At 47.5% G+C, this 23850-nt stretch carries 20 protein-coding genes; 12 read left to right on the top strand and 8 right to left on the bottom strand.

Features of this window, described 5'->3' with window-relative positions; translation table 11 throughout:
* Positions 1–34: 34 nt before the first annotated feature.
* The 5 genes from AADH33_RS07020 to AADH33_RS07000 all read right to left on the bottom strand — a co-directional run bounded on the left by AADH33_RS07020 (position 35) and on the right by AADH33_RS07000 (position 6809).
* A complete protein-coding gene (locus AADH33_RS07020; protein ID WP_348549966.1) occupies positions 35–1630 on the bottom strand; it encodes an exonuclease SbcCD subunit D C-terminal domain-containing protein in 1596 nt (531 codons plus the stop codon).
* A gap of 169 nt (positions 1631–1799) precedes the next feature.
* The gene (cobA, locus tag AADH33_RS07015; protein WP_348549965.1) at positions 1800–3506 is read right to left on the bottom strand and encodes a uroporphyrinogen-III C-methyltransferase; all 1707 of its coding nucleotides are present in this window, start codon (positions 3504–3506) and stop codon (positions 1800–1802) included.
* A gap of 246 nt (positions 3507–3752) precedes the next feature.
* On the bottom strand, positions 3753–4391 hold the full coding sequence (locus AADH33_RS07010; RefSeq protein WP_348548413.1) for a phosphoadenosine phosphosulfate reductase domain-containing protein: 639 nt from the start codon (positions 4389–4391) through the stop codon (positions 3753–3755).
* 137 nt (positions 4392–4528) lie between these two features.
* Positions 4529–5125, bottom strand: a complete 597-nt coding sequence (locus AADH33_RS07005) for a DUF934 domain-containing protein (RefSeq protein WP_348548412.1) — start codon at positions 5123–5125, stop codon at positions 4529–4531.
* Complete coding sequence (locus AADH33_RS07000) at positions 5118–6809, bottom strand: nitrite/sulfite reductase (protein ID WP_075100859.1); 1692 nt, start codon at positions 6807–6809, stop codon at positions 5118–5120. Before AADH33_RS07000 ends, AADH33_RS07005 begins: the two co-directional genes overlap by 8 nt.
* Positions 6810–7066: 257 nt before the next feature.
* Here AADH33_RS07000 and sat point away from each other — a divergent pair, with 257 nt between their 5' ends.
* Complete coding sequence (gene sat / locus AADH33_RS06995) at positions 7067–8320, top strand: sulfate adenylyltransferase (RefSeq protein ID WP_348548411.1); 1254 nt, start codon at positions 7067–7069, stop codon at positions 8318–8320.
* A gap of 109 nt (positions 8321–8429) precedes the next feature.
* Here the strand turns inward: sat and AADH33_RS06990 are convergent, their stop codons facing one another.
* The gene (locus AADH33_RS06990; protein WP_348548410.1) at positions 8430–8942 is read right to left on the bottom strand and encodes a hypothetical protein; all 513 of its coding nucleotides are present in this window, start codon (positions 8940–8942) and stop codon (positions 8430–8432) included.
* A 288-nt stretch (positions 8943–9230) separates the two neighbouring features.
* Between AADH33_RS06990 and AADH33_RS06985 the strand changes: the two genes are divergently transcribed.
* The 4 genes from AADH33_RS06985 (at position 9231) to cysA (ending at position 13202) form a co-directional block, all read left to right on the top strand.
* A complete protein-coding gene (locus AADH33_RS06985) occupies positions 9231–10328 on the top strand; it encodes a sulfate ABC transporter substrate-binding protein (RefSeq protein WP_348548409.1) in 1098 nt (365 codons plus the stop codon).
* Positions 10329–10533: 205 nt separating this feature from the next.
* Positions 10534–11418, top strand: a complete 885-nt coding sequence (cysT, locus tag AADH33_RS06980) for a sulfate ABC transporter permease subunit CysT (protein WP_075100855.1) — start codon at positions 10534–10536, stop codon at positions 11416–11418.
* Position 11419: 1 nt separating this feature from the next.
* Positions 11420–12385, top strand: coding sequence for a sulfate ABC transporter permease subunit CysW (cysW, locus tag AADH33_RS06975; RefSeq protein WP_075100854.1), 966 nt, complete (start codon positions 11420–11422; stop codon positions 12383–12385).
* Positions 12386–12479: 94 nt separating this feature from the next.
* Positions 12480–13202, top strand: coding sequence for a sulfate/molybdate ABC transporter ATP-binding protein (cysA, locus tag AADH33_RS06970; RefSeq protein ID WP_075100853.1), 723 nt, complete (start codon positions 12480–12482; stop codon positions 13200–13202).
* Between the two features lie 119 nt (positions 13203–13321).
* Here the strand turns inward: cysA and AADH33_RS06965 are convergent, their stop codons facing one another.
* Entirely contained in the window at positions 13322–13639 is a 318-nt protein-coding gene (locus AADH33_RS06965) for an ArsR/SmtB family transcription factor (RefSeq protein WP_075100852.1), read from the bottom strand.
* A 285-nt stretch (positions 13640–13924) separates the two neighbouring features.
* Between AADH33_RS06965 and AADH33_RS06960 the strand changes: the two genes are divergently transcribed.
* From AADH33_RS06960 to bfr (AADH33_RS06950), 3 genes are all read left to right on the top strand, one after another.
* Positions 13925–14116 carry a (2Fe-2S)-binding protein gene (locus AADH33_RS06960; RefSeq protein ID WP_068405488.1) on the top strand — a complete coding sequence of 64 codons (192 nt, stop codon included), beginning with the start codon at positions 13925–13927 and terminating at the stop codon, positions 14114–14116.
* Positions 14117–14448: 332 nt separating this feature from the next.
* The gene (gene bfr, locus AADH33_RS06955) at positions 14449–14937 is read left to right on the top strand and encodes a bacterioferritin (protein WP_100749627.1); all 489 of its coding nucleotides are present in this window, start codon (positions 14449–14451) and stop codon (positions 14935–14937) included.
* Between the two features lie 78 nt (positions 14938–15015).
* The gene (gene bfr, locus AADH33_RS06950; protein ID WP_348548408.1) at positions 15016–15498 is read left to right on the top strand and encodes a bacterioferritin; all 483 of its coding nucleotides are present in this window, start codon (positions 15016–15018) and stop codon (positions 15496–15498) included.
* Between the two features lie 167 nt (positions 15499–15665).
* Here bfr (AADH33_RS06950) and AADH33_RS06945 read toward each other — a convergent pair whose 3' ends face one another.
* A complete protein-coding gene (locus AADH33_RS06945; RefSeq protein WP_348548407.1) occupies positions 15666–17042 on the bottom strand; it encodes a DHA2 family efflux MFS transporter permease subunit in 1377 nt (458 codons plus the stop codon).
* 492 nt (positions 17043–17534) lie between these two features.
* On the opposite strand from AADH33_RS06945, the gene yghU reads away from it, so the two are divergent.
* From yghU to AADH33_RS06925, 4 genes are all read left to right on the top strand, one after another.
* Positions 17535–18398, top strand: a complete 864-nt coding sequence (yghU, locus tag AADH33_RS06940) for a glutathione-dependent disulfide-bond oxidoreductase (protein ID WP_348549964.1) — start codon at positions 17535–17537, stop codon at positions 18396–18398.
* A gap of 308 nt (positions 18399–18706) precedes the next feature.
* Entirely contained in the window at positions 18707–20041 is a 1335-nt protein-coding gene (locus AADH33_RS06935; RefSeq protein ID WP_348548406.1) for a DUF1176 domain-containing protein, read from the top strand.
* A 497-nt stretch (positions 20042–20538) separates the two neighbouring features.
* Positions 20539–22218 (top strand): DEAD/DEAH box helicase, encoded by a 1680-nt coding sequence (locus tag AADH33_RS06930; RefSeq protein WP_348548405.1) that lies wholly within the window; start codon positions 20539–20541, stop codon positions 22216–22218.
* 261 nt (positions 22219–22479) lie between these two features.
* The gene (locus AADH33_RS06925; protein ID WP_207992097.1) at positions 22480–23724 is read left to right on the top strand and encodes a DUF819 family protein; all 1245 of its coding nucleotides are present in this window, start codon (positions 22480–22482) and stop codon (positions 23722–23724) included.
* Positions 23725–23850 lie beyond the last annotated feature (126 nt).

The following is a 23850-nucleotide window of genomic DNA, read 5'->3' as shown; positions in this document are numbered from 1 at the left end:
GAGTGGTTATCAAAGTAGTTGACATGAGCGGCTGTTATTCCGCCTGAGTGTCTTCATGACGCAGGTTATATATGATTTGCTGATAGGCTTCTCGCAGGGCGTTTTTTTGTTCATCTGCGACCTTGTTAAGAAGCAAACAGCGCTCAAACACCTCTTCCTCATCCAAGTCTTGTAGTGTCTCAGAGGTTTGCTGCTGATTTAGCACTTTATTATAGGTACGGGTATTTTTTATTTTTAGTACCTCACACGGCAAGCCATCTACCATTGCCTGAATATGCTCACGTAACTCGCTGACCAGCTCGTCACCTGTGTAAATCACTTCGAGCCAAACAGACTCCGTGTCATCTAAAGACTGAGTAGTACTATTAATCGCCTGTTGGATAGACTGTAGATCACCTGAGACTTGTGCCAATCTTTGAAATTTTGGAATGGATAGGGAGGTCACTTGCATCTGATTAGAATCATTACGGTACAGCATTTTATTAGTAGGAGCGACATCAATAGGCAGTAATTGATTGTGTTCGTCTTGACTAGCAGAAGCGCTTTCTATGACAGCAACTTTTGCCACCTCATCTTTATTGTCATTGGCCGACGGTTCGTCAAATCCAAACAAATCATCCATAAAGCCATTCTCCTGATTGGCTACTTTTTTAGCGGCTTTTTCTACCGATTTTTCAATTGTGGCAACTGTATTGGGGATCTGAGGCACATTGCTTGCAATGGTACGAGCAGCAGTATTGGCGGTATTGTTTGACGTTGGTTTTTTATCATTAAACACATTTTCTACTGCGCCAAACTGTATGAGCAACACTTGTTTTTGCTGGCGTGCCTCACCAAAACCCATCGCAATCGGCGAACCTGAATAGCGAATGGTCTCACGGCCGCCGACCCGCTGCGGCACATGCAAATGCCCAAGGGCGACATAATCAAAGCCCTCATCAAACATATCAGCAGAGATCTTGCCGAGTGAGCCGACATAAAGCTCACGTACGCCGTCGTCTTCGGTTGTTGTGCCACCAGCTGCAAATAGATGACCTGTGGCAATGATCGGAATATGGCGTTGGTGGGATTTTATTAATTGAGCTTGCTTGGATTTAGCGATACTTGCCACGTCATCATAATGGGCGCGAATGCCTTTGATGACATTGGCGTCTTTGCTGTCCATCGACTCGCCAGCGCTGCTGCTACGGACATCACGATCACGCAGATAAGGCACAGCAGCGATAATGCAGTGCGGCGTGCCGTCCGTGTCATCTAATACCAAGACCTCATCGTTTAAGTCCTCGCAAGCGGTGCCAATGACATGAACGTTTAAGAACTTAAGCACATGACTTGGTGCATCCAAAAAAGTCGGAGAGTCATGATTACCGGCGACGATGACGATATGCTGGCAGCAGGAGCGTGAGACTCGCCCCAAAAACTCATAATACAGCGCCTGCGCTCGGTTGCTTGGGGTCATGGTGTCAAAGATGTCGCCGGCGACAATCAGTACATCTACGTGTTGCTCGCTAATGGTGGTTTCAAGCCAACCCAAAAACGCTGCAAACTCATCATAGCGCATACGACCATAGAGCCTGCGCCCCAAATGCCAATCTGAGGTATGTAAGATATTTAGAGGTTTTATAGGCATGGATTTGGTATCAGTAGGTGCGGGCATAGTTAAGTTTAAGGGTATTTAATAGAAAGCTGTCATTCTAGCAAGAATTGTTGTGGTTTGCTGTGTTGCACGTACATAAAAAAACCCTGCCAATAACATATTGACAGGGCTATATTATAGTCCGTTCGAAATCAAGCAAACATTATCCAATTACCAATTGCTCTAAGCTTTCTTCTTGCTGAGCAGCCAAATTAGCGACCATAGAGAGCGCATGGGCTTGCTGGTCTATCGGTTTTTTTGCATCTTGGTCCGTGATAGCTGTTCCTGTACGTAACCAATTATCTTCTGTAGCGCCAGTATTTTTATTATGTTTGTTGTACCATGCCAAATCATCATGCAGCGCCACCACATCTCCCATGATAAGTAAGGCGGGCGTGGGCAGCTGGTTTTGTTCTTGCAGCTCCACGATACTCTCAAGTGTGCCAGTTAATACTTGCTGATTGGGCATACTGGCATTAGAGACGATGGCAATCGGTGTCTCAGACGAGCGGCCAGCGTTTATCAAACCTGTCGTCAACCGTGCCAGCGAATGTAGGCCCATATAGAACACCACGGTTTCATTGCTATCAAGTAAGTTTTCAAACTTCTCATTGGGCGCACCCGCCTTTAAAAACCCAGTGACAAAACGCACCGACTGCGAATGATCACGGTGGGTAAGGGGAATACCAGCATAGCTGGCGGCAGCGTTGGCAGCGGTGATACCTGGTACCACTTGATAAGGTACCCCATGCGCCCGCAAGCTTTCAATCTCTTCGCCGCCACGCCCAAAGATAAAGGGATCGCCACCTTTTAGACGTACCACACGGCGACCTTGTTTGGCGCTATTGATGAGCAGCTCATTGATACCCAATTGCGCGACCGCATGGTTGCTACGCTTTTTGCCGACAAACACTTTATCGGCATCACGGCGGCACAGATCCAATACTTGCGGAGAAACTAGGGCATCATAGTAGACGATGTCTGCTTGCTGCATCAGACGCAGCGCCTTAAACGTCAAAAGCTCTGGATCACCAGGGCCTGCACCGACGATATAGACTTCACCAACAATAGCAGTATGTTGAGTAGTCGTTAACTTATCTGTTGCAACAGGGGCAAAGGCCGATAGTGATTCTGTACTGTGGCCCTGTGAATGCTGGCTAGTCGTCGTAGCAGGACTATTAGCAGGGCTATGGGCATCAGGGACAACGCTATGATTAGTACTGTTTTTAAGCGCTGCTACTGTACTTTCTAAATCTGCTTTTAGCTGGGTAGTGGCCTCACGCTCATTACCGGCAAACATCAGCTGACTGACCTGACCTTCAAAGGCACGCTCCCAAAACTGCCGACGGCCTGTCAGGGTTGGTATTTTACGTTTTACCTCGCTACGGAACTCACCAGCCAGCTTAGCCAGTTTGCCATAACCTTGCGGAATTAGAGTTTCAAGGCGAGCACGCAGTAAACGCGCCAGCACCGGCGCTTTGCCATTCGATGAGATGCCGATGACAATGGGGTTGCGATCGACGATAGCGGGGAAGATAAAGTCACATAAATGCGGGGTATCAACCACATTGACGGGGATGTTGAGCGCGGTAGCGTCAGCGTGAACTTGATGATTGAGCGTCTCATCATCAGTGGCGGCGATAATGACTCGTGCACCTGTCATATAGGATTTATTATAATTTTTATAAATCAGTTCGTGCTTATCGTCTGAGAGCAAGGCTTGTATCTCAGTGCTGATATCTGGCGCTAGAATGGTAATAGCAGCCCCAGCACGGCTAAGCAAATCTGCCTTACGCAGCGCTACATCGCCGCCGCCCACGATCAGTACCTTGCGGTCTTCTAGTTTAAAAAATAATGGAAAGGTGTTCATAGCATCACCAGCAATGTATTCAATGTCGTAAAATATGCATCCATTATGAGGTATCACAGGCACACGCTCACCTAGTGAATTGGCATTAGCATAGTCGTTTTTGTCATGTTGATTGTGGTTTTTGGTGGAATGTGGCATAGAGGAGGGAATAGTGTTAAGAGCGCTTACGAAAAAAAGGCTCTCTTACAAGTGTAAAAGAGCCTTTTAAACAGAGCTTTTTAAACGATGAGTTACGGTAACGCTTGATTATAACTGCGTGTGCAAGCCACACTCACGATGTTCTTCTACTTTAGTCGGATCAAAGTAATCAAACTCATTTGGCAAATTATGCTCAAGCAAATAGTCGTCTAAATCGCTATCGGTTTTTTCAAATAACGGCGCTACTTTTAACACACCATCTTTTGATAGGCTGAGTACATCAAGGCCTTGACGGAATTCGGTTTGATCCTTGCGAATGGCATTGAACCAGACGTCAGGCTTTAGCTCATCGAGTGCACGGCGAAACGGCTCAAGTTTGACTTGCTCGGTGAACTTGTCGTGTTGCTCATCATTAACACCTGGGATACCATTCATCGTGACATCACGGTGGGCAGCCGTCTGCTTAGGAATATAAGTAATGACATTGAGGTCTAAATCTTCAATCACCTTATTAGCAAAGCGGTAAGTGGCATCGGTGTTATAACCAGAGTCTACCCACAATACGGTGATATCCGGACGCTGCTTGGCGACCAAATGCAAAATCGCTGACTCATATGGGCGAAAGTTGGTGGTGATGATTGGGTTTTTCGCTTGCGTCAGTGCCCATGCCACAATTTCTTCTGGTGATTTGCCTTGCAGGTCTTGATTGGCTTGGTCAATGTCTAGATTTGGGTGTAACTGGCTCATTGTTTTTCCTTAAGTGTAGTTAAAGTCGTAGGCTGGGTTTTTAACCCAGCTTTAATGTTTTGCAAAATTGATATGCTGGGTCAAAACCACAGCCTACAAAAGAAAGTTAAATCTTTATAAACAGGTCATTATAAAAACTAAGCGCTGGCAAACATTGGCAGTGCGGCGGCGTTACGACCGTCATAACTGCTAGCAAGGGCAGTAAACGCTTGAGAAATATCAAAGTCCGACTGTAAGTCGTGTTCACTGAGCACAAAGCTGTCGACGCCCACACGCAGTAAGTAAGCAATTTGATCACGGCCAAATGCACCAGCGACCCGAATCTCACCTTGATAGGCCAGCTGGCGCAGCGTTTGAGCGAAGCTAAAGCCGCGACCATCCGCGAATTTGGGCACATGTATGACGATAAGCGTCTGCTTTAATAGCAGCTCACTCAGTGCGGTCAGCGCCTCTGTGTCGCTATCCGCAGTCACCCATAGGCCAGTACGGCTACTGTGCTGGGCAATCAGATCATACACTTCTTTCACCAACCCCGTTGCCATCGCCCCTGAGCCGTCCAACAGATCGGCTAGTGGTACTAGCACATCAGGTTTTTCTTGTTTTTGCAGCAGCTCAAGTAGCGTAAGCTCTATCGAAGCGATACCATCTGGCAGCGTATCTGCGGCGAGAGCATGCCAGCTGTCTTGAGCGCTAATATCGACGCCGCTACTATCCAAAATATGGTGATTAGCCATAGACCTTCTCCTTAAAGGGGTCAATACCGACGCGCTCGACCAATTCGCCAAAGCTCTCGACATCATTGTCCGTGGTGGCTCGCAGCTCGACATAGACATCGACGATCTGTTGAATGGTATCCGCCACCGCTTCGGTAGGGACGGAGCGGCCAAGTATTTTGCCCAGCTTGGCATCGTTGCTTGAATTACCGCCAAGGCTGATTTGATACCAGTTTTCACCTTTTTTATCGACGCCGAGGATGCCGATATCGCCGGTATGGTGGTGGGCGCAAGCGTTGATACAGCCTGACATATTCAGACGTATATCACCAAGATCGTAGAGGTAGTCCAAATCGCTAAACTGCTTCTCGATCTGCTCAGCGATATTGTGGGTGGTGGCATTGGCCAGCGAGCAATAGTCCCAGCCTGGGCAGACGATCATATCGGTTAAGGTGTTGATATTGGGACGCGCCAGATGTAGGTCAGTCAGCTTTTGCCATAGCTCATACAGCTGATTGGTTTGCACGTCAGCGAAGACCAGGTTTTGCTGATAAGTGCCACGCAGCTCGCCAAAGCTGTATTGGTCCGCAAGGTCAGCGAGTGCGTCCATTTGGGTATGGGTGACATCACCTGATGGGACGTATTTACCATCGACGAGACCTGCCTTTAAGGAGATAACAATCGCTCGGTAGCCTGCGACTTTATGGGCCACCGTATTTTGGTTGTACCAATTGGCAAAGTCTTTATCCGCACTTAATTGCTGCTGCAAATCAGACTGCGCTTGTAGTGCATCAAATTCTTTATAATCAGGCTCACTAAAAAAACTGCTGGCATGTTCAAAGTTGGCATCTGTCAGCGTTAGCGGCCCGTCTTTGGTATGCGCTTCCCACTCAGCATCGACCAATTTGGCAAAGGCAGGGCCGCCCAAGGTATCAACCAAAATCTTGATACGTGAGCGGTATTTACTGCCTTTATCACGGCGACCATGCAGGTTATAAACCCGCAAAATAGCGTCTAGATAGCTAAGTAGATGCTGACGGGGCAAGAATTTATTGATGACTTTGCCAAGCACAGGAATACGACCAAGACCGCCGCCGACCAAGACTTCAAAGCCAAGCTCGCCATCTTCGTTTTTCTTAAGGTGTAGACCAATATCATGCACACGGGTGGCCGCACGATCATTTTCCGTGCCAATGACGGCAATCTTAAATTTACGCGGCAAAAAAGCAAACTCAGGATGAAAGGTCGACCACTGACGAATGATTTCGCAATACGGACGTGGGTCGGCAATCTCATTTTGATGGATGCCAGCATAGGGGTCGGTGGTTGTATTGCGAATACAGTTGCCTGAGGTTTGGATAGAATGCATCTGTACTGAGGCCAGCTCCGCCAAAATATCTGGCACTTCTTCTAGCTTTGGCCAGTTCAGCTGCATGTTGGTACGAGTGGTAAAGTGGCCGTAGCCTTTATCATATTTACGGGTAATCTCAGCCAATTTGCGCAACTGGTAGCTGGCAAGTAACCCATAAGGAATGGCAATACGCAGCATAGGCGCATAGCGCTGGATATACAGACCGTTTTGTAGACGCAGCGGTAAGTACTGCTCCTCGGCAAGCTCGCCTGCCAAAAATCGCTCGGTTTGGTCACGAAACTGGGCGACTCGTTCTTCTACCAAGGTTTGGTCAGCGTAATTATATTGATACATGACGTAATCTCAATTTTGTTTTAAACATAAATGCGGCGACGAAAATGATTTGCGTGTGTACTGTTTTTTTGTGCCCTAAACTAAAAGGTGTCGCAAGGTCAATCATTGAATCATTGAGTGTCACATCATATAAGCTTGCCTCTATAAACATAAATTCCTTTAAGACATATCCATATCCAAAGTCAGCATAAATTTTCATAATCAAAGTTCGGTAGCCTATGCCTATTCGATTTATTCGCTGCTATAAGGTTAAAAACATGACATCTACTACTACGCCTAACCAGACATCAAAGCTTGTGCCGCCACATGGCAGCAAGGATCTTAAACCATTATTGCTAAAAGGTGAGGCGCGCCATCAAGCACTAAAACTTGCCAGCACTTTGCCGACGATTACCCTCAGCTCACGTGAGCGTGGCGATTTGATCATGCTCGGTATTGGCGGCTTTACCCCGCTAAATGGTTTTATGAATCAGGCCGACTGGCAAGGTGTGGTCGATGACATGCGTCTGCAAAGCGGTGACAATGCTGGCTTGTTCTGGCCGATTCCGATCACTTTGTCGGCACCGAAGGCGACGGCCGATAGCTTGAGTCAAGGCGATAAAGTAGCACTGGTGGCAAAAGATGGCGAGATTATGGGTATCTTGACGGTAGAAGAGAGCTATACCATTGACAAAGCCCATGAATGCCAGCAAGTCTTTACCACCACCGACAGCGAGCATCCAGGTGTACAGCAAGTATTGAGTCAAGGCGAGGTCAATATCGCAGGCAGTGTCGAGGTGTTGAGCGAGGGCGAGTTCCCAACCTTATACCCTGAGATTTATAAAACTCCAGCGGAGACTCGTGCCATCTTGGACGCCAAAGGCTGGAAAACGGTCGCCGCCTTCCAAACTCGCAACCCAATGCACCGTTCACACGAATACCTTGCCAAGATTGCTATCGAGATTTGCGATGGGGTATTGATTCACTCTTTACTGGGTGCACTCAAGCCCGGCGATATCCCAGCTGAGGTACGCCAAGAGGCCATCAAAACCTTGATTGACAATTACTTTAAGCAAGATACCGTCATTCAGGCAGGCTATCCGCTCGATATGCGTTATGCTGGGCCACGTGAGGCGCTTCTGCATGCGGTATTCCGTCAAAACTACGGTTGTAGCCATCTGATTGTCGGCCGTGATCACGCTGGTGTCGGTGATTATTATGGCGCCTTTGATGCGCAGACGATCTTTGAATATGTCGGTAAAGACGACCTCATTACTCAGCCATTAAAAATTGGCTGGACGTTTTGGTGTAATGCTTGTAGCGCTATGGCGTCCGATAAGACTTGCCCGCATGATGCCTCTGAGCATGTGAAAGTATCAGGCACCAAGCTGCGTAAGGCGCTATCAGAGGATCTCGAAGTCCCCGACAACTTTAGCCGTCCAGAAGTACTAGAGATTTTGCGTAATTACTATGCCGGTATCGCAAAAGAGCAACGTGCTGAGGTCAAGTTAACTGGTGCATCTGCGGTATAGAGCGCAATTTATTGTTGATAAACATCACTCATAAAAAAAGGTGGCAGAATATAAATCTGGCACCTTTTTTTATTCGTTATTAAAGATTGGCAGTTCAACAATAATACGTTTAGGTCAGATCCAAATCGCTTGAAAGCTTCTGATAGTCGCCAACTAGCGTACCGCCACCTGAGCAAAATTGATTGAGTGCATATTTATCCTGGCTATCAATGGTTAGCTTGCCATCTTTAAACTGAAAAAACGCCGTGCTGTCATTGACCTTGGTTTGAAAAATCACACCGTGCGCTTTGTCTTGACCCATTAATCTGGCGGTGCCATCAAAATGACACGTTGGTTTTTTTATATCGCTACGTGCACGTACCTTGATATCGATCTGCTCATTGCCCGCCGACCGTACCATCACGCCCACCCAGTCATAGCCTTGGCTGCGATTTTCATAACCTGCATCGGCATAATCGCCAACTACTGCCTGCATCATAGGCGCAGCGGCTTGCTCGGGCTGAGTGACGGGCGTGTTTGGCATGGCGGGTGTCACGTTGTTGCAAGCGCTTAAGCTCAGCATGGTCATGGCGGCTGTCCCTGCTGCCAATACACGAGAAAAACGAATCAAAGATGCGATCATTTAAGTACCTTTTAAGGCTGTGATAAGAGTGGGTAAACATTTAATAAAGATAGTAGCGCTTAGCGACCAGCTCGTCTACAGCTCAAGCAATACCATAATTTGCTTAACAGTATCTGTTGATGCTTTTATTGTTTCTGTGCTTAGCTGTATTTTATAAACGCTTGATAAGGCTGGTTTTATCCTTTAGTTATTCCCTTTTGGCAATACCATACGCATATTCATCATTAAACATAATAAGATGGCGCTGTTAGCATACTTGCATCACCTAACAGCATCTTTGAGGAAAGTATGACATACGCCGCCCCATATCAACAAAAAAGTAAAACACGTAGCGCTCTCAGTATTGCAGGTATAGCCTTGAGCTTAGGTCTAGCTGGCTGCAGCAATAATGATGCAGTCGACACCCCCGCAAACGCTGATGATACGGCGGCTACAGATGGTCAAAACATCGAGCTGCTCAACGTCTCTTATGACGTTGCCCGTAATTTTTATAAAGACTACAACCCGCTATTTGTAGAGCACTACCAAAACGAGCACCCAAATAGCACCATCACAGTCAAGCAGTCGCATGGCGGCTCAAGTAAGCAAGCCTTGTCAGTGGCCAATGGCCTACAAGCCGATGTCGCCACTATGAACCAAGGCTCTGATATCGAGCTACTAGAAAAAGAGGGTTTGGTTGAGTCAGACTGGGAAAGCAAATTCCCTGATAATGCGGTGCCTTTTACCAGCACCATCGTGTTTTTGGTACGTAAAGACAATCCAAAAGGCATCAGTGACTGGGAAGATTTGACTCAAGACGGTCTTGAGATCGTTATGGCCAATCCAAAAGTCACGGGCAATGGTCGCTATGCCTTCTTAGGCGCTTATGGTTATGGTCTGCATGCGTTTAATAACGAAGAGGCGCCAGCCAAAAACTACGTAAAAGAGATGCTCAAAAACGTCAAAGTCTACGAAAACGGTGGCCGTGCGGCAACCACAACCTTTGTGCAGCGCGGTATTGGCGATGTTTTAGTAACCTTTGAAAACGAAGCCAACTTGGCAGCGACTGATTTTGGTGCCGGTCAAGTGGATATCGTCTATCCAAAATACTCGATCAAGTCAGAAAGTCCTGTGGCCATTGTAAAAGCCGTCACGGACAAAAAAGGCACCACTGATGCAGCAAAAGCCTACTTGGACTATTTGTGGAGCGAGCCGGCCCAGCAATTGGCTGCTGATTTATATCTGCGTCCGAGCGTACAAAGCGTACTCGATAAAAACAGTGACAAACTGCCACCGGTTGAGACTTTCCGTCCAAATGATGCTTTTGGTTCATGGGACGAGATCATGGGCACTTACTTTAGTGACAATGGCGTCTTTGATCAATTAGCGATCAACGCACCGCAGTAAACAGTAAGCACTGCAGTAAACAATAAGCAGCGCGGTACCTAGAGCGATACTCTAGCGCAAGAGAAGCCGTGGTAAACGAAAAAAGGACATGGTCATCTACACCATGTCCTTTATACCGTAAGCGCAGCTGACCCAGCAGCAGCATCATTAAGTAGATTGCTCAATATTTTGTTACGTACCATTCGTTAGGCAATAGGACATCACTATGAGTGCAACCGCTTCATCCGCCCACAAAGCCCCTGCCAAAAAAGGCTGGCTGACCCGTATGCGTCAGCGCAACGTGCTGCCAGGGTTTGGGCTGAGCATGGGTATCACGGTTTTTAGCTTATCGCTACTGGTGGTACTGCCGTTTGCCATGATGGCCTATACCACGACGCAAATGGGCTGGACGGGATTTTGGCAGGCTATTAGCCAACCGCAGGTGACGTCTGCGATCAAGCTGAGCTTATGGATGGCGTTTGCAGCGATGCTGACCAATATGGTGTTTGGTACCTTGGTCGCTTGGGTGCTGGTGCGTTATGAGTTTTGGGGCAAATCCTTAATCAATGCCTTGGTGGATCTGCCGTTTGCGCTACCGACGGCGGTGACGGGTATCTCGCTTGCTACCCTGTATGCGCCCAACGGCCTAATCGGTCAATGGTTTGCCAAGTTTGATATTCAGGTGGCTTTTACGCCTTTAGGTATTTGGCTGGCTTTGGTGGTGGTCAGCTTTCCGTTCATCGTGCGGGCGGTGCAGCCGGTACTCGCTGAGCTGTCGGTTGAGTTTGAAGAGGCGGCGGCGGTACTGGGCGCCAATCGCTTGACCACGTTTCGCAAAGTGATCTTGCCTGAGCTGATGCCAGCCCTACTGATGGGGGCTGGGATGATGTTTGCCCGTGCGACAGGTGAGTATGGCTCGGTGATTTTTATCGCCGGCAACATCCCGATGGAAACTGAGATTTTGCCGCTGATTATCATCAGTAAGCTGGAGCAGTTCGATGTTGGGGGCGCATCAGCCGTGGCACTATTTATGTTGCTGATTTCATTTACCATCTTATTGACCATCAATATCGTACAGTGGAAACTGTCTCGCCGCGTAGGAGCTCGCTGATATGCAGATATCCAATAGCTATGATTACCAAAGCAATCCTGCGACCAAAGACACACCGTGGATACGTCGCACCTTTATCACCATTGCTGTGCTGTTTATGGTGGTGATGCTGGTCGTACCGCTACTTGCGGTGTTTTATGAAGCCTTTAAAAACGGCTGGCAGCTGTATGTTGCTTCCTTGGTCGATCCTGAGGCCTTACAAGCGATTAAGCTGACCTTGATCACTGCCGGTATCGTGTTGCCGATCAATATGGTGATGGGCATCGCTATTGCTTGGCTGGTGACACGTTATCAGTTTAAAGGTAAGCAGCTGGTCACCACCTTGCTTGATTTGCCATTTTCGGTATCGCCAGTGGTCGCAGGCCTCATGTTTGTGTTGTTATTTGGTCTTAACTCTACTGTGGGCGGCTGGCTTGAGAGTATGGGTTTTCAGGTGATATATGCGGTACCGGGCATTGTATTGGCGACATTATTTGTCACCTTCCCATTTGTGGCACGTGAGCTGATACCGCTGATGCAGACGCAAGGCGATAGTGAGGAGCAAGCGGCGCTGACATTGGGCGCAAGTGGTTGGCAGACTTTTTGGCATGTCACCTTGCCCAATATCAAATGGGCGCTGCTTTATGGTTTGATTTTGACCAATGCTCGAGCGATGGGTGAGTTTGGTGCAGTCAGCGTAGTGTCCGGTCATATTCGCGGTGAGACCAATACCATGCCGCTGCTGGTCGAGATTGCTTATAACGATTATAACTTTACCGCCGCTTTTGCTTTATCAAGCCTGCTTGCGGCACTGGCGCTGGTGACACTACTGATTCAGCAGGTCATGACCAAGATGCAAGCGCGCAAGTTTGCCAAATCGGCACGTCTCGCGGCTGCGCCTGAGCTACCAGTGAGCGCCAATGCTACCAATGCGGCCGACACCTATAAGACGGCGGCGCAGGCAGCTAAGAGCTCGGGAAACGTGTAAACAGCTGACGGCCTATACGAAAGATTGATTACCACAACGCTGTCGCCAGCATAGACGCTGCCACGATAAGCAAAAGTGAATAAGAGACACGATTATGAGTATTGAGATTCGCAACGTTAATAAAAAATTTGGCAGTTTTACCGCCTTAGACAATATCAATATCACCGTACCAACTGGCAAACTAACCACTTTGCTTGGGCCCTCAGGCTGCGGTAAGACCACCTTGCTACGCATCATCGCCGGTCTTGAGTATGCCGATTCAGGGCAGATATTATTTGATGACTTGGATGTGACCAACACCCCAGTACAAAAGCGCCATATCGGTTTTATGTTTCAGCACTATGCATTGTTTCGCCATAAAAACATCGCCGATAACGTCGCGTTTGGTCTGACGCTGTTACCAAAAGACAAGCGTCCTAGCAAGGCCGATATCAATAAGCGTGTAAATGAGCTATTAGAGTTGGTGCAATTGCCCCAAGTCGCCAACGCCTATCCGCATCAGCTCTCTGGTGGACAGCGTCAGCGGATTGCGCTGGCACGAGCTTTGGCAGTCAAGCCCAAGTTATTATTGCTTGATGAACCATTTGGCGCACTCGATGCCAAGGTACGTAAAGAGCTGCGCACGTGGCTAAAAAACATCCACCATGAGCTGGGTATCACCAGCATCATGGTCACTCATGACCAAGAAGAGGCAAGGGCGGTGTCAGATGAGATCGTGGTGATGAACCATGGACGAGTAGAGCAGGTGGGCACCTCAGAGGCATTGATACACCAGCCGGCCAATGCCTTTGTCAGCGACTTTTTAGATCTGGCTTGATCGGATACGGCAAACACGCCAATGTCTGCGCACCAGTTGATGCATAAGCGATAAAACGCCATAAAAAAGACCTATACAATTATAGGTCTTTTTTTTATGGCTTCATGCCTGATTATCTATTAGGCAGGTTTCATATCTGCATCCAACGATGTCTGCTCATGCGTGATCTCTAAGATCTCTTGACACCACTCTGGCAAGTCATCCGCGACCTCGTACCACATCCAAGTCCCATCACGCACACAGCTTAAGATACCCAGTTTTTTTAGGTGATTTAGATGGCGTGAAATGGTTGGCTGCGGCTGATCCAATATCTCAACCAACTCGCCCACACAGCGTGCTTCTTTTTTAAAAAGAATTTGAAATATTTTTAGACGAGTCGGATCAGATAAGACTTTAAACAAATCAATAGGTCGTATCATAAAGTTATTATCAGACATAGCATAATTCCAATAGGGCGTTGTTAATAGGGGGTCAATATAACAGCAGTCGTCAATAAAATCGATTAAAAATTGAGCCAAATTACAGTTCGTCGTTAATTTACTACCTTTGATACCATTCGGTTACATCGATACTTATATTTCGTTACATGAATTTATTTTTCAAAATATCTGTCTGCATTTATTTACTGCGTAGTCAAAGATAGGGTGATAAATACAGCAAACACTATTGAAAATGATAATAGTTATCGTTATTATATACCCATCACGCAAAGGAGCCAATCTATGTACGTATGTATCTGTAATGACGTAAAAGACAAGCAAATCAAAGCAGCGATCGCTTCGGGTATCGATACGCTCGAAGGCCTAAAAGACACGCTGGATGTGGCAACTTGTTGCGGCTGCTGTGAGCCTATGGTCAATGACTTCCTAGACGAACATCATGCCAAGCTCGATGCGCTGGCTTATGCAGTGTAGGGTAGCACCAGAAACCACCCCATTTTTTGTCCTGCGTATACCTCTTGCACCATCATCCTTTCACGCAATTTCTACCTCACGTACTGCCTCTATCTCACATACTGGTTGATGACGCGCTCATCAGCCATTCTAGTTAATTATGATTCTCAATTAGTATCTTATTCTTAGTTCATAACATTACAAGCGCTAGCACCTCTATATGCTACTATATCTGTCTGATATTGTAAGAAGTCTGACGGACTTTAATCTTTACTAAGCAGTTTACCAATAACGCTTTTATTATATGCAATATTGTGAATGTAACTTGCGAGACAACAATAGGAGTATGGGTGATGATAGGTAGCCAGAAAGTCATTGATTATTTAAATTTTTTATTGGGCGGCGAGCTTGCTGCGCGTGATCAGTATTTTATTCATTCAGAAATGTATGCTGAATGGCACTACGGCAAGCTATACGACCGCATCCATCATGAAATGGAAGATGAGACCTTGCACGCGCAGGCCATTATTCGCCGTGTTTTGATGCTTGGCGGCACGCCAAAGATGAGCGTTGATGAGATCAACATCGGTAGCACCGTCCCTGAGATGCTACAGTTTGACCTTGATTTAGAGTATCAAGTACAGCAGCACCTAAAAGACGGTATTGCGCTGTGTGAAGAAGAGCACGACTATGTCACCCGCGAGATGTTAGTCGAGCAGCTCAAAGATACCGAAGAAGACCATGCGCATTGGTTAGAGCAGCAGCTGCGCCTTATCGATATGATCGGTCTGCCAAACTATCTACAAAGCCAAATGGCAGAAGTGTCTCCTGATATTGTCTAGTATCGTCACAGCACAGCTATATTAAGCTGCAATATTTAGAGCACGCATCATAGATTAAATAGAGTAGGGAGAGAGTATATGAAAGGGGATAAAGAGGTCATTCGCGCCTTAAATAAAGTACTCGGACAGTCATTGATTGCCATCAATCAGTACTTTTTGCATGCGCGTATTGCTCGTCATTGGGGGCTTGAAGCATTAAACGAGCATCTTTATAAGCAGTCTATCGCTGAGATGAAGTGGTCAGATGATTTGATTGCGCGTATCTTATTATTAGGTGGTCTGCCAAACTTGCAAGATTATGGCAAGATGTTCCTTGCAGAAGACGTGCCTGAGATGATTGAGTGCAACCTGCGTTTAGAAAAGCAAAAATTCACTATTGTCACTGAGGCAATTACCCTATGTGAAGAAAAGCGCGATTATGTATCACGCCAGCTATTGGTCACGCTAAAAGATGGTAATGAGGAATATGACGACTGGCTGGAGACTCAAGAAGACTTAATACAAAGTATCGGGGTTGAGCGTTATATCCAGTCACAAATGCATGACGACGACGCACCATAATTAGCCACTCTTGACTGACACTTGCCAGCTTATTTTTTGAGTATTTTTTAAGATACATAAAAGGACAAGCTGGTATTTTTATGTCTATAAGACAGGTGTTTATAATGATAAAGCGTTAAGACAACTATCGATTGCTTGTTGCCTGTGAGACGTACCTAAGACATGCCCTAATATAAACCGCGACCATCTTCAGGCTTGAGTCGTAAAAAATACAGCCCTGATAAAATGGTCAAAATCCCCAGTACCCAATAAGTCGTTTGAAACGCCGCCAGCGTGTCTAGTCCAAAGCGCTCACGTAATAGGTTGAGCACTGCTGCCCCAAAGGCAATACCAAAGCCAATTGCTAGCTGCTGATTGACTGCCATAAGGCTATTGCCGCTACTGGTCTGCGCGCCTTCCAAATCACCAATGGTAATGGTGTTCATCGCGCTAAACTGCATAGAGTTACACGCGCCCATCAAGATAAGCAGCGGGATAAACCATGACCAATTATCAGGGTCGTTGAACTGCGCCAATAAGATGATGAGTATACCGATGAGTAGGGTGTTTAACACCAAAACTTTGCGATAGCTAAAACGCTGGATGATTTTGCTGACCCAAGGCTTGATACCGATAGCACCAATAGCGATAGGCGCAAGCAGCCAGCCTGCCTGTGAGGGCGAATACTCAAACACCACTTGTAATAATAATGGCAGTAAGAACGGCACAGCACTGATGCCCAAACGGGTAAATAAATTGCCCGTGATACCGATACGAAAGGTACGAATATCAAATAGACTCAGTGGAAATAAAGGCGCGGGGCGGCGTTTGGCATGTGCCACATAAGCGCCTAGCAATACGCTGGCTGTCACCGCTAGCAGCAGACCATACATGCCGCGGCCTACCTGCGAGCCAAACTCTACGGCGAGAGTAAACCCACATGCCGCAGCGGCAAACAGCCCAAAGCCTAACCAATCAAGGCGCTTGGTGTCTTCAAACAAAGCAGGCACCAGTTTTTTGCCCATAACAAACCCTAAAACACCCATCGGGATATTGATCAAAAATATCCAATGCCAACTGGCATACTGGACGATATAGCCGCCCAGCACCGGCCCCACGAGCGGCGCGACCAAGGCCGGTATCACGGCAAAGTTCATGACAGTTAGTAGCTTGTTGCGCGGATAAGACTTGACCAATATCAAGCGCGCAACAGGCGTCATCATCGCCCCGCCAATCCCTTGTATCACCCGTGAGCCTATCAGAAAATCCAACGTGGGCGAGGCTGCGCACAGTAGCGAGCCAATAGAAAAAACAACAATGGCAGTCAAAAATATACGCCGCGTACCGTATTTGTCCGCCAAAAAGCCACTGATAGGAATAAAAATCGCTAACGTCAGCGCATAACTGATCACCGCCCATTGCATTTTTAGCGGCGACTCGCCGAGAGCTTGTGCCATCTGCGGCAGCGAGGTATTTAAGATAGTCGCATCTAATATCTGCATAAACAGCGCCACCGCTAACACGTAGGGTAGGTATTTATCTTGCGTTGGGGTTAGCGTTACCATGTGACTCTCATTGGATATTGGGTGTTAATCAGCAAATGATCTGTTTATTCGCGAGCGAAGCAGCCACAGCCGATAAGTGGCACAAGCTGGGTAGTATAAGAAACAGCGGCATATAATAACAGTGAATCAAAGTAACGATAAATAGCAACGATAAACAGTAGCAATAAAAGTGGGCGATAAAAACAAACATCACCGCACAAAAAGCAACCATCAAAAACTGCATCCAGAGCTAACCACAAGTTTAGAACCTAGGCGCTGGTATGGTCACCTGGTATGGTCAAAAAGTGCTTATTTACAAGAGAGGGCTTTAATATCAAGGCAGAGTGTCGTTATAGTAATGGCTGATACATCTTAAATAAAAATAGCCGACACCCAATGGATAGATAATAGGAACTGAACAACCCATTAACCACCTAGGGATTAATACCTCAGTACCAATTACCTCAGTACCAATAAATAATAGGCATCAATATTCGATAGTAAGGAGATATGATGAAACAAAACAATCACCATAGCACGCATGCTGATAACAACCGCACAGCAAATGCCGCCTACGTCCCGCCCAAGGTGTGGGTGCAAGACAAAGACAATGGCGGCAAGTTTGCCAGTATTAATCGGCCGACCGCTGGCGCGCGCCACGAGCAAGCGCTGCCGGTGGGCGGCGCGCCGTTGCAGCTGTATTCGCTCAACACCCCTAACGGCATCAAGGTCAACATCCTCTTAGAAGAGCTGGCTGAGCTGGGCGTCAAAGGTGCTGAGTATGATGCGTATAAAATTGATATCTCTGAGGGCGATCAGTTTGGCTCAGGGTTTGTAGACATAAACCCAAACTCAAAGATTCCCGCCTTGGTCGATCGCTTGCATGATGAGGCGGACGAGCCTATCGCTATCTTTGAGTCGGGCGCTATCATGATGTATCTGGCCGAAAAATTTGGCAAATTTATGCCGCTATCTTTAGGCAAGGCGCGCGCCGATTGTCTGTCTTGGGTCATGTGGCAGATGGGCAGTGCGCCGTTTTTAGGCGGCGGGTTTGGGCATTTTTACGCATATGCACCTGAGCCTTTAGAGTATCCGATCAACCGCTATACGATGGAGACCAAACGGCAGCTTGATGTGCTAGATAAGCATTTAAAAGACCACCGCTATATGTGCGGTAATGATGACAGCGATTACAACATCGCTGATATGATTATTTGGGCATGGTATGGACAATTGGTGCTTGGCAAGCTCTATGATGCGGCTGAATTCTTACAAGTCGATGAGTATCAGCATGTCAAACGCTGGGCTCAAAATATCGCTGAGCGTCCAGCGGTCAAGCGCGCTGTAGACTTGAGCTTAAAACCTATCAATCAATAACCGTATTTATACCAGTAACACAGAGCATATCAGCATCTCGATTTTATGCCAAATTGATTATTGTTAGAGCAATAGGGCTGATAAGTGATGACTTATCGGCCTTTTTTCGATTTCTCAATACTTACTACGCTGTTTTAGATATCGCTTGTCATTCTATATTCATATATGCTTATATTATAATAGCAGTATACTTATCTAATTACACAATGGTACATTAGTACAACAGATAGAAACATTGATACGTTAAGATAGCGTGTCGCCACATTTATAACAGGTGCGTAGACATCGTCTATTAATGGATAGCGACTATGAAGGATGATATCAAGCTAGGAGGCTTTAGCAACTCCTGCCAAGCTCAGCAGCGGCGGATGTTGCATATGCGTATGTTACATAGCAGCGAGCAAGACAGCAGACCAAACCCTGTGGCTGGCGTGACTGGTCTTATGTTAGGTAGTGAGCTGCCTATATCCAGACATTATCTCATTCCTAAAACAACAAAACTTTTTAAAAAAATAACAAAGATACTTTTATTTATGATAAAAAACACCCTCTCATTTTCTCAGTTTATTCATCTTCCTATACCCTTGGTCGCTGCTATCGGTGCCGCTGTCGTTAGTACAGCCAGCATGGCGGCAGGCGGCAGTATCGAGTTTACCAGTCAAGACTGGCAGGTAGCTTGTGATAACACCCGCACTTGCCGGCTGGCAGGCTATCAAGCAGAAAACAACAGTGAGTTTCCAGTCTCGGTGCTACTGGTGCGCCGCGCTGGGGCAAATGCAGATGTCGACGGCAAGATCAAGCTGGGCGGCGCCAAAGAAAGCTCCTCAAAGGCGTTGATGCAGCTTGGCAGCCGTCACCGTATATCACTGCTGATCAATGGCAGAGATTATGGCGAGACTCGGCCTTTTTCTGCTGCCGCTGGCAACGCTGAGCTGACCGCCACGCAAGTCAATGCGCTATTAGAGGCATTGACCAAATCGAGTAAGATTGAGCTGGTTTTGCGCAACTCCCGCTGGCAGTTGTCGGATAAAGGGGCCAGCGCTGTCATGCTCAAGGCCGATGAGTTTCAGGGGCGAGTGGGGACGCCGAGCGCTTTTATTAAGGCTGAAGGCACCGCCAAACCCAATAGCAGTGTCTTGGCGCCCAAGCCTGCACCAAAGCTAAGGTTTGTCGCTCCCAACCCGAAAGCTGTGCCCAGCCGTCAACGAAAATTCGTCATGAGATCGTCCCAGCTTACCGCGCTGATGAAAGAGACCTTAAAAGATGCTGATCGCGACTGCCCACACTTAGATGATAAGTCGCCATGGCGGGTCAGCCGCTTAAACAACTCTCAATTACTCGCGCAGCATGATTGCTGGGTGAGTGCCTATAATGCAGGCAGCGGCGTTTGGGTCCTTAATGACAAAAAACCTTATAAGCCGACCTTGGTGACCACCAGTGCCACCAGCTATGACAAAGGCAAGCTAAGCTCGGTACAAAAAGGCCGCGGTATCGGCGACTGTATCAGTCAGGTTGATTGGCTATGGACGGGCAGGGCGTTTGAAAAAAGCCATGAAAGCACCACCGGACTGTGCCGTATGATCGAGGCGGGCGGCGCGTGGCAGCTGCCGACCTATGTCACGGAGGTAAAAATAGGCAAATAATACGATATTGCAAAAAATAGCTACAGATAGTTTTTTATTGTGCTATACTACGTCGCCACGAAAGCTTAGGCTTTTGTGAATTATGAGATTGATAACATCGCCTGCGATTTTGGGTCTAGGATTGACCATGAGTAATTGTTGCCGATGATTTTGTGTACTTAAATAACGTTTTTATCGTTGTTTTTGACTCATATCTTATCTACTGAATCATCACGATGGTTTGGATTGGTTGTTGTTTTCGATTATCTGCTTTGGACAAAGCATTGATAATACGCTGATAGCAAGCAAGGATAAGACACTCGGCACTACCACCAAAATACGTCAGACAGCACGCACGCATTTATGATAGAAGCTTGGCTTGAATCGCTTAGCTTCTAACGATCGATATCGTTATATGATTCGATGGTAGCTCATAAAGGCGGTGTGGTGAACGGTTATCAGTGGTATGCATCAAGCTTGCTGAATGTACAGCATCTTATACTTACCCAAGGATTCTCATGACTGATATCTTATCTGCCATCGCCGCTGAAAACGGCATCATCGAAAGCACCGATACGCCAAACACTGACACCTCTAACACCTCTAACACGGACGCTACTGCTCAAGCAGCAACAGACGCGGCCTCAGAAGACAAAACAACTTTTAGCGATCTTAATATTGCCAAGCCGATTTTGACCGCGCTTGATCGCATCGGTTATACCAATCCAACACCTATCCAAGAACAAGCCATTCCTTTTGCCCTACAAGGTCGCGACCTATTGTTGTCTGCGCAAACCGGTAGTGGTAAGACCGCCGCTTTTGTTATCCCTGTACTCGATCGCCTAAGCCGTGCCACCAGCTTTGATAAGCTCACCAAAGCCCTTATCCTAACGCCAACGCGCGAGCTTGCTCAGCAAGTACATGACAGCGTGCGCACGTACTCAAAAGACATGCGCGGTTTGTTCTGCGTGCCATTGGTCGGCGGCGCGCCTTACAACGGTCAAATCACCGCCCTACGTAAAGGTGTACAGGTCATCGTCGCCACGCCTGGTCGTTTGCTTGACCATATCAAAGCAGGCCGTGTGGATTTATCAAACCTTGAAGTGTTGGTATTAGATGAAGCGGACCGTATGCTTGACATGGGTTTTGCTGATGACATCAGTGATATCTTAAGCGCCGCGCCAACCGATCGTCAGACGATCATGTGTTCAGCCACTTGGGATGGTCCTGTCGGCAAAATCGCTGCCAGCTTTACCAAAAACCCTGAGCGCGTGTCTATCAAGGTAGAGTCAGCACATATCGAAGAAAAAGTATACTACTGTGATGATTTTGATCACAAAAACAGATTGCTTGATAAAGTGGTTTGCCAACCAGAGATGGACCAAATCATTATCTTTGCCGCGACCAAACGCAGCACAGAAAAACTGGCCAAATCGCTACAAGAGCAAGGCCACAAAGCCAGCTTTTTACATGGCGACTTGCCACAAAGCAAGCGTAACCGTATCGTGCAAGACTTGCGTAATGGTAAATGCAAAATCCTAGTAGCGACTGATGTTGCTGCCCGTGGTCTTGACGTGCCAGCCATCTCACACGTCATCAACTACGACTTACCGCGTCAAACAGAAGACTACGTGCACCGTATCGGCCGCTGTGGCCGTGCAGGTCGTACCGGTGTTGCCATCAGCCTATGCAGTATGGATGATCGCCCACAGTTAAACGCCATCAATCGCTACTTAGATCGTCAGATGGAAGTGTGCGTCATCGAAGGCATGGAGCCTAAGAAAACCTACGTACCAAGCGAAAACAAAGGACGCGGTCGTGGCCGTGGTCGCGGACGCTCTAACGGTGGTGGTCAAGGCCGTGGCCGCTCAAGCGGTGGCTATGCTGGCAAATCTACTGGCGGTGGCCGTGGTCGCTCAAACGATCGCGCAGCAACAGGCCAGCGCGCCAGCAATGACAGTGGCTACCAAGGCAAGCCGCGCAGCTCATCTGGCAAACCAAATGAGCGCTCAGGCGGTAAGCCATATCAGGGCAAGCGTAGTGGCCCAAGCCGCGGCGATGGCAATAGCGCCCCACGCGGTGACCGTGCAGCCACAGGCCGTGGTCGTCCAAGTGGTAGTCAAGGCCGCCCAGCGGGTCGCTCTGATAACCGTGGCCAAGGTCGTCCAAACGGCGGCAACCGTGGTAAAAACTCGTAATACAGCGCCATAATATTGCTGGCGTTGATGACACTGTGATATATAGCGGTATAAAACTCGCCCAATACAAAAAAGCCAGATACGTGTTATCTGGCTTTTTTGTGGCTATAGATAAGGACTAAATGGTGTTGGCTATTTAATAACCACCCATCATCAAACAAATAGGATAAACGCGGGTGAATGCAGAATCCTTGCTTGCACCTATTTTTTGCCTTGTCTATACTGACGGGCTTTGATTAATCGTACACTCGGAGGCCTCTGATGCCCGCCACCTCAAGTTTAGCAATCGATAGCCTGCCATTAGCCTTTGGTATTATCATGGCCATTATCGGTTTGGTGTTTTATACCCAAGGGCTGCCTGGTAAATTTTGGCGACGTTTTTATGCCGTACTGCCCGGTATCGTTCTATGCTGCTTTATACCCGCAACGCTTAACAGCTTAGGGGTGTTTGCAGACGGTGTCGGCTCGCAGATTTATGGCTTTACCGCCACTTACCTGTTGCCAGCCAGCTTGCTGCTGATGACCCTGTCGATGGATGTGCCCAAGATATTGGGTCTAGGCTGGAAAGCCATTGCCATGTTTTTTGCCGCCAGTATCGCCATTATCATCAGTGGTCCGATCAGCTTAGGCATCGCCAAATGGGTGTCACCCAGTATGTTTAGTGATGATACCTTGTGGCGTGGGTTTTCGGCGGTGGCGGGCAGCTGGATCGGCGGCGCGGCCAACCAAGCGGCGATGAAAGAGCTGTTTGGGGTCAGTGATGACTTGTTTGGCATGATGATTCTGGTCGATACCACCAACGCCTCGCTATGGTTACTCGCGATACTTATTATGGCCAAGCACAGCGATAAAATTGATAAATTATTAAAGGCCGATAGCAGCAGTATCGACAAAGTCATCACCGCCGTTGAGAGCTATGAGCGCCACCATGCGCGGCCTGCGACTTTAAATGACCTCATGGTGATGTTTGGTCTGTGCTTTGCCATGGTGGGTGTGGCGCACTTTTTGGGTGGGCAAATTGCAGGGTTTTTTGCGCCTTATAGCTGGGCGGTGCAGTACAGCTTTGCCAGTAGCTTCTTTTGGATGGTGGTCATCATTACCATCATAGGGGTGATCTTCTCTTTTACCAAAATTCGCCGGCTTGATCATGTGGGCGCTTCCAAAATCGGTACAGTATTTATCTTTGTACTTATCGCGGCTATCGGCATGCAAATCAATCTAGCCGGTATTGTCTCGCAGTGGCGGCTATTACTCATCGGTCTCTTATGGATGAGTATTCACGTCGTCATTATCTTTGCTGTCGCAAGGCTCATTCGTGCGCCGTTTTTCTTTTTGGCTGTGGGCTCCAATGCCAATACGGGCGGCGCATCCTCAGCTCCGATTGTCGCTACCGCCTTTCATCCATCACTCGCACCAGTGGGAGTGTTTTTGGGTATTCTTGGCTATGCAGTCGGTACCTTTGGCGGCTATATCAGCACGCAGATGATGCGGCTGGTGGTGGGTTAAGGTTAAAAATATCCCTAGGTTGCTAACAGGTATCATTTCATAACAAAAAGTCGACTTAATTGTCGGCTTTTTAATTATACCCTCGTTAGTAAGATATTGAACGATTGGTCAAAATCAATCTTAAAA

This window comes from Psychrobacter sp. KFRI-CH2-11 (genome assembly GCF_038239325.1).
GTDB lineage: Bacteria > Pseudomonadota > Gammaproteobacteria > Pseudomonadales > Moraxellaceae > Psychrobacter > Psychrobacter celer.
This window is presented reverse-complemented; position numbering and strand designations above follow the sequence as displayed.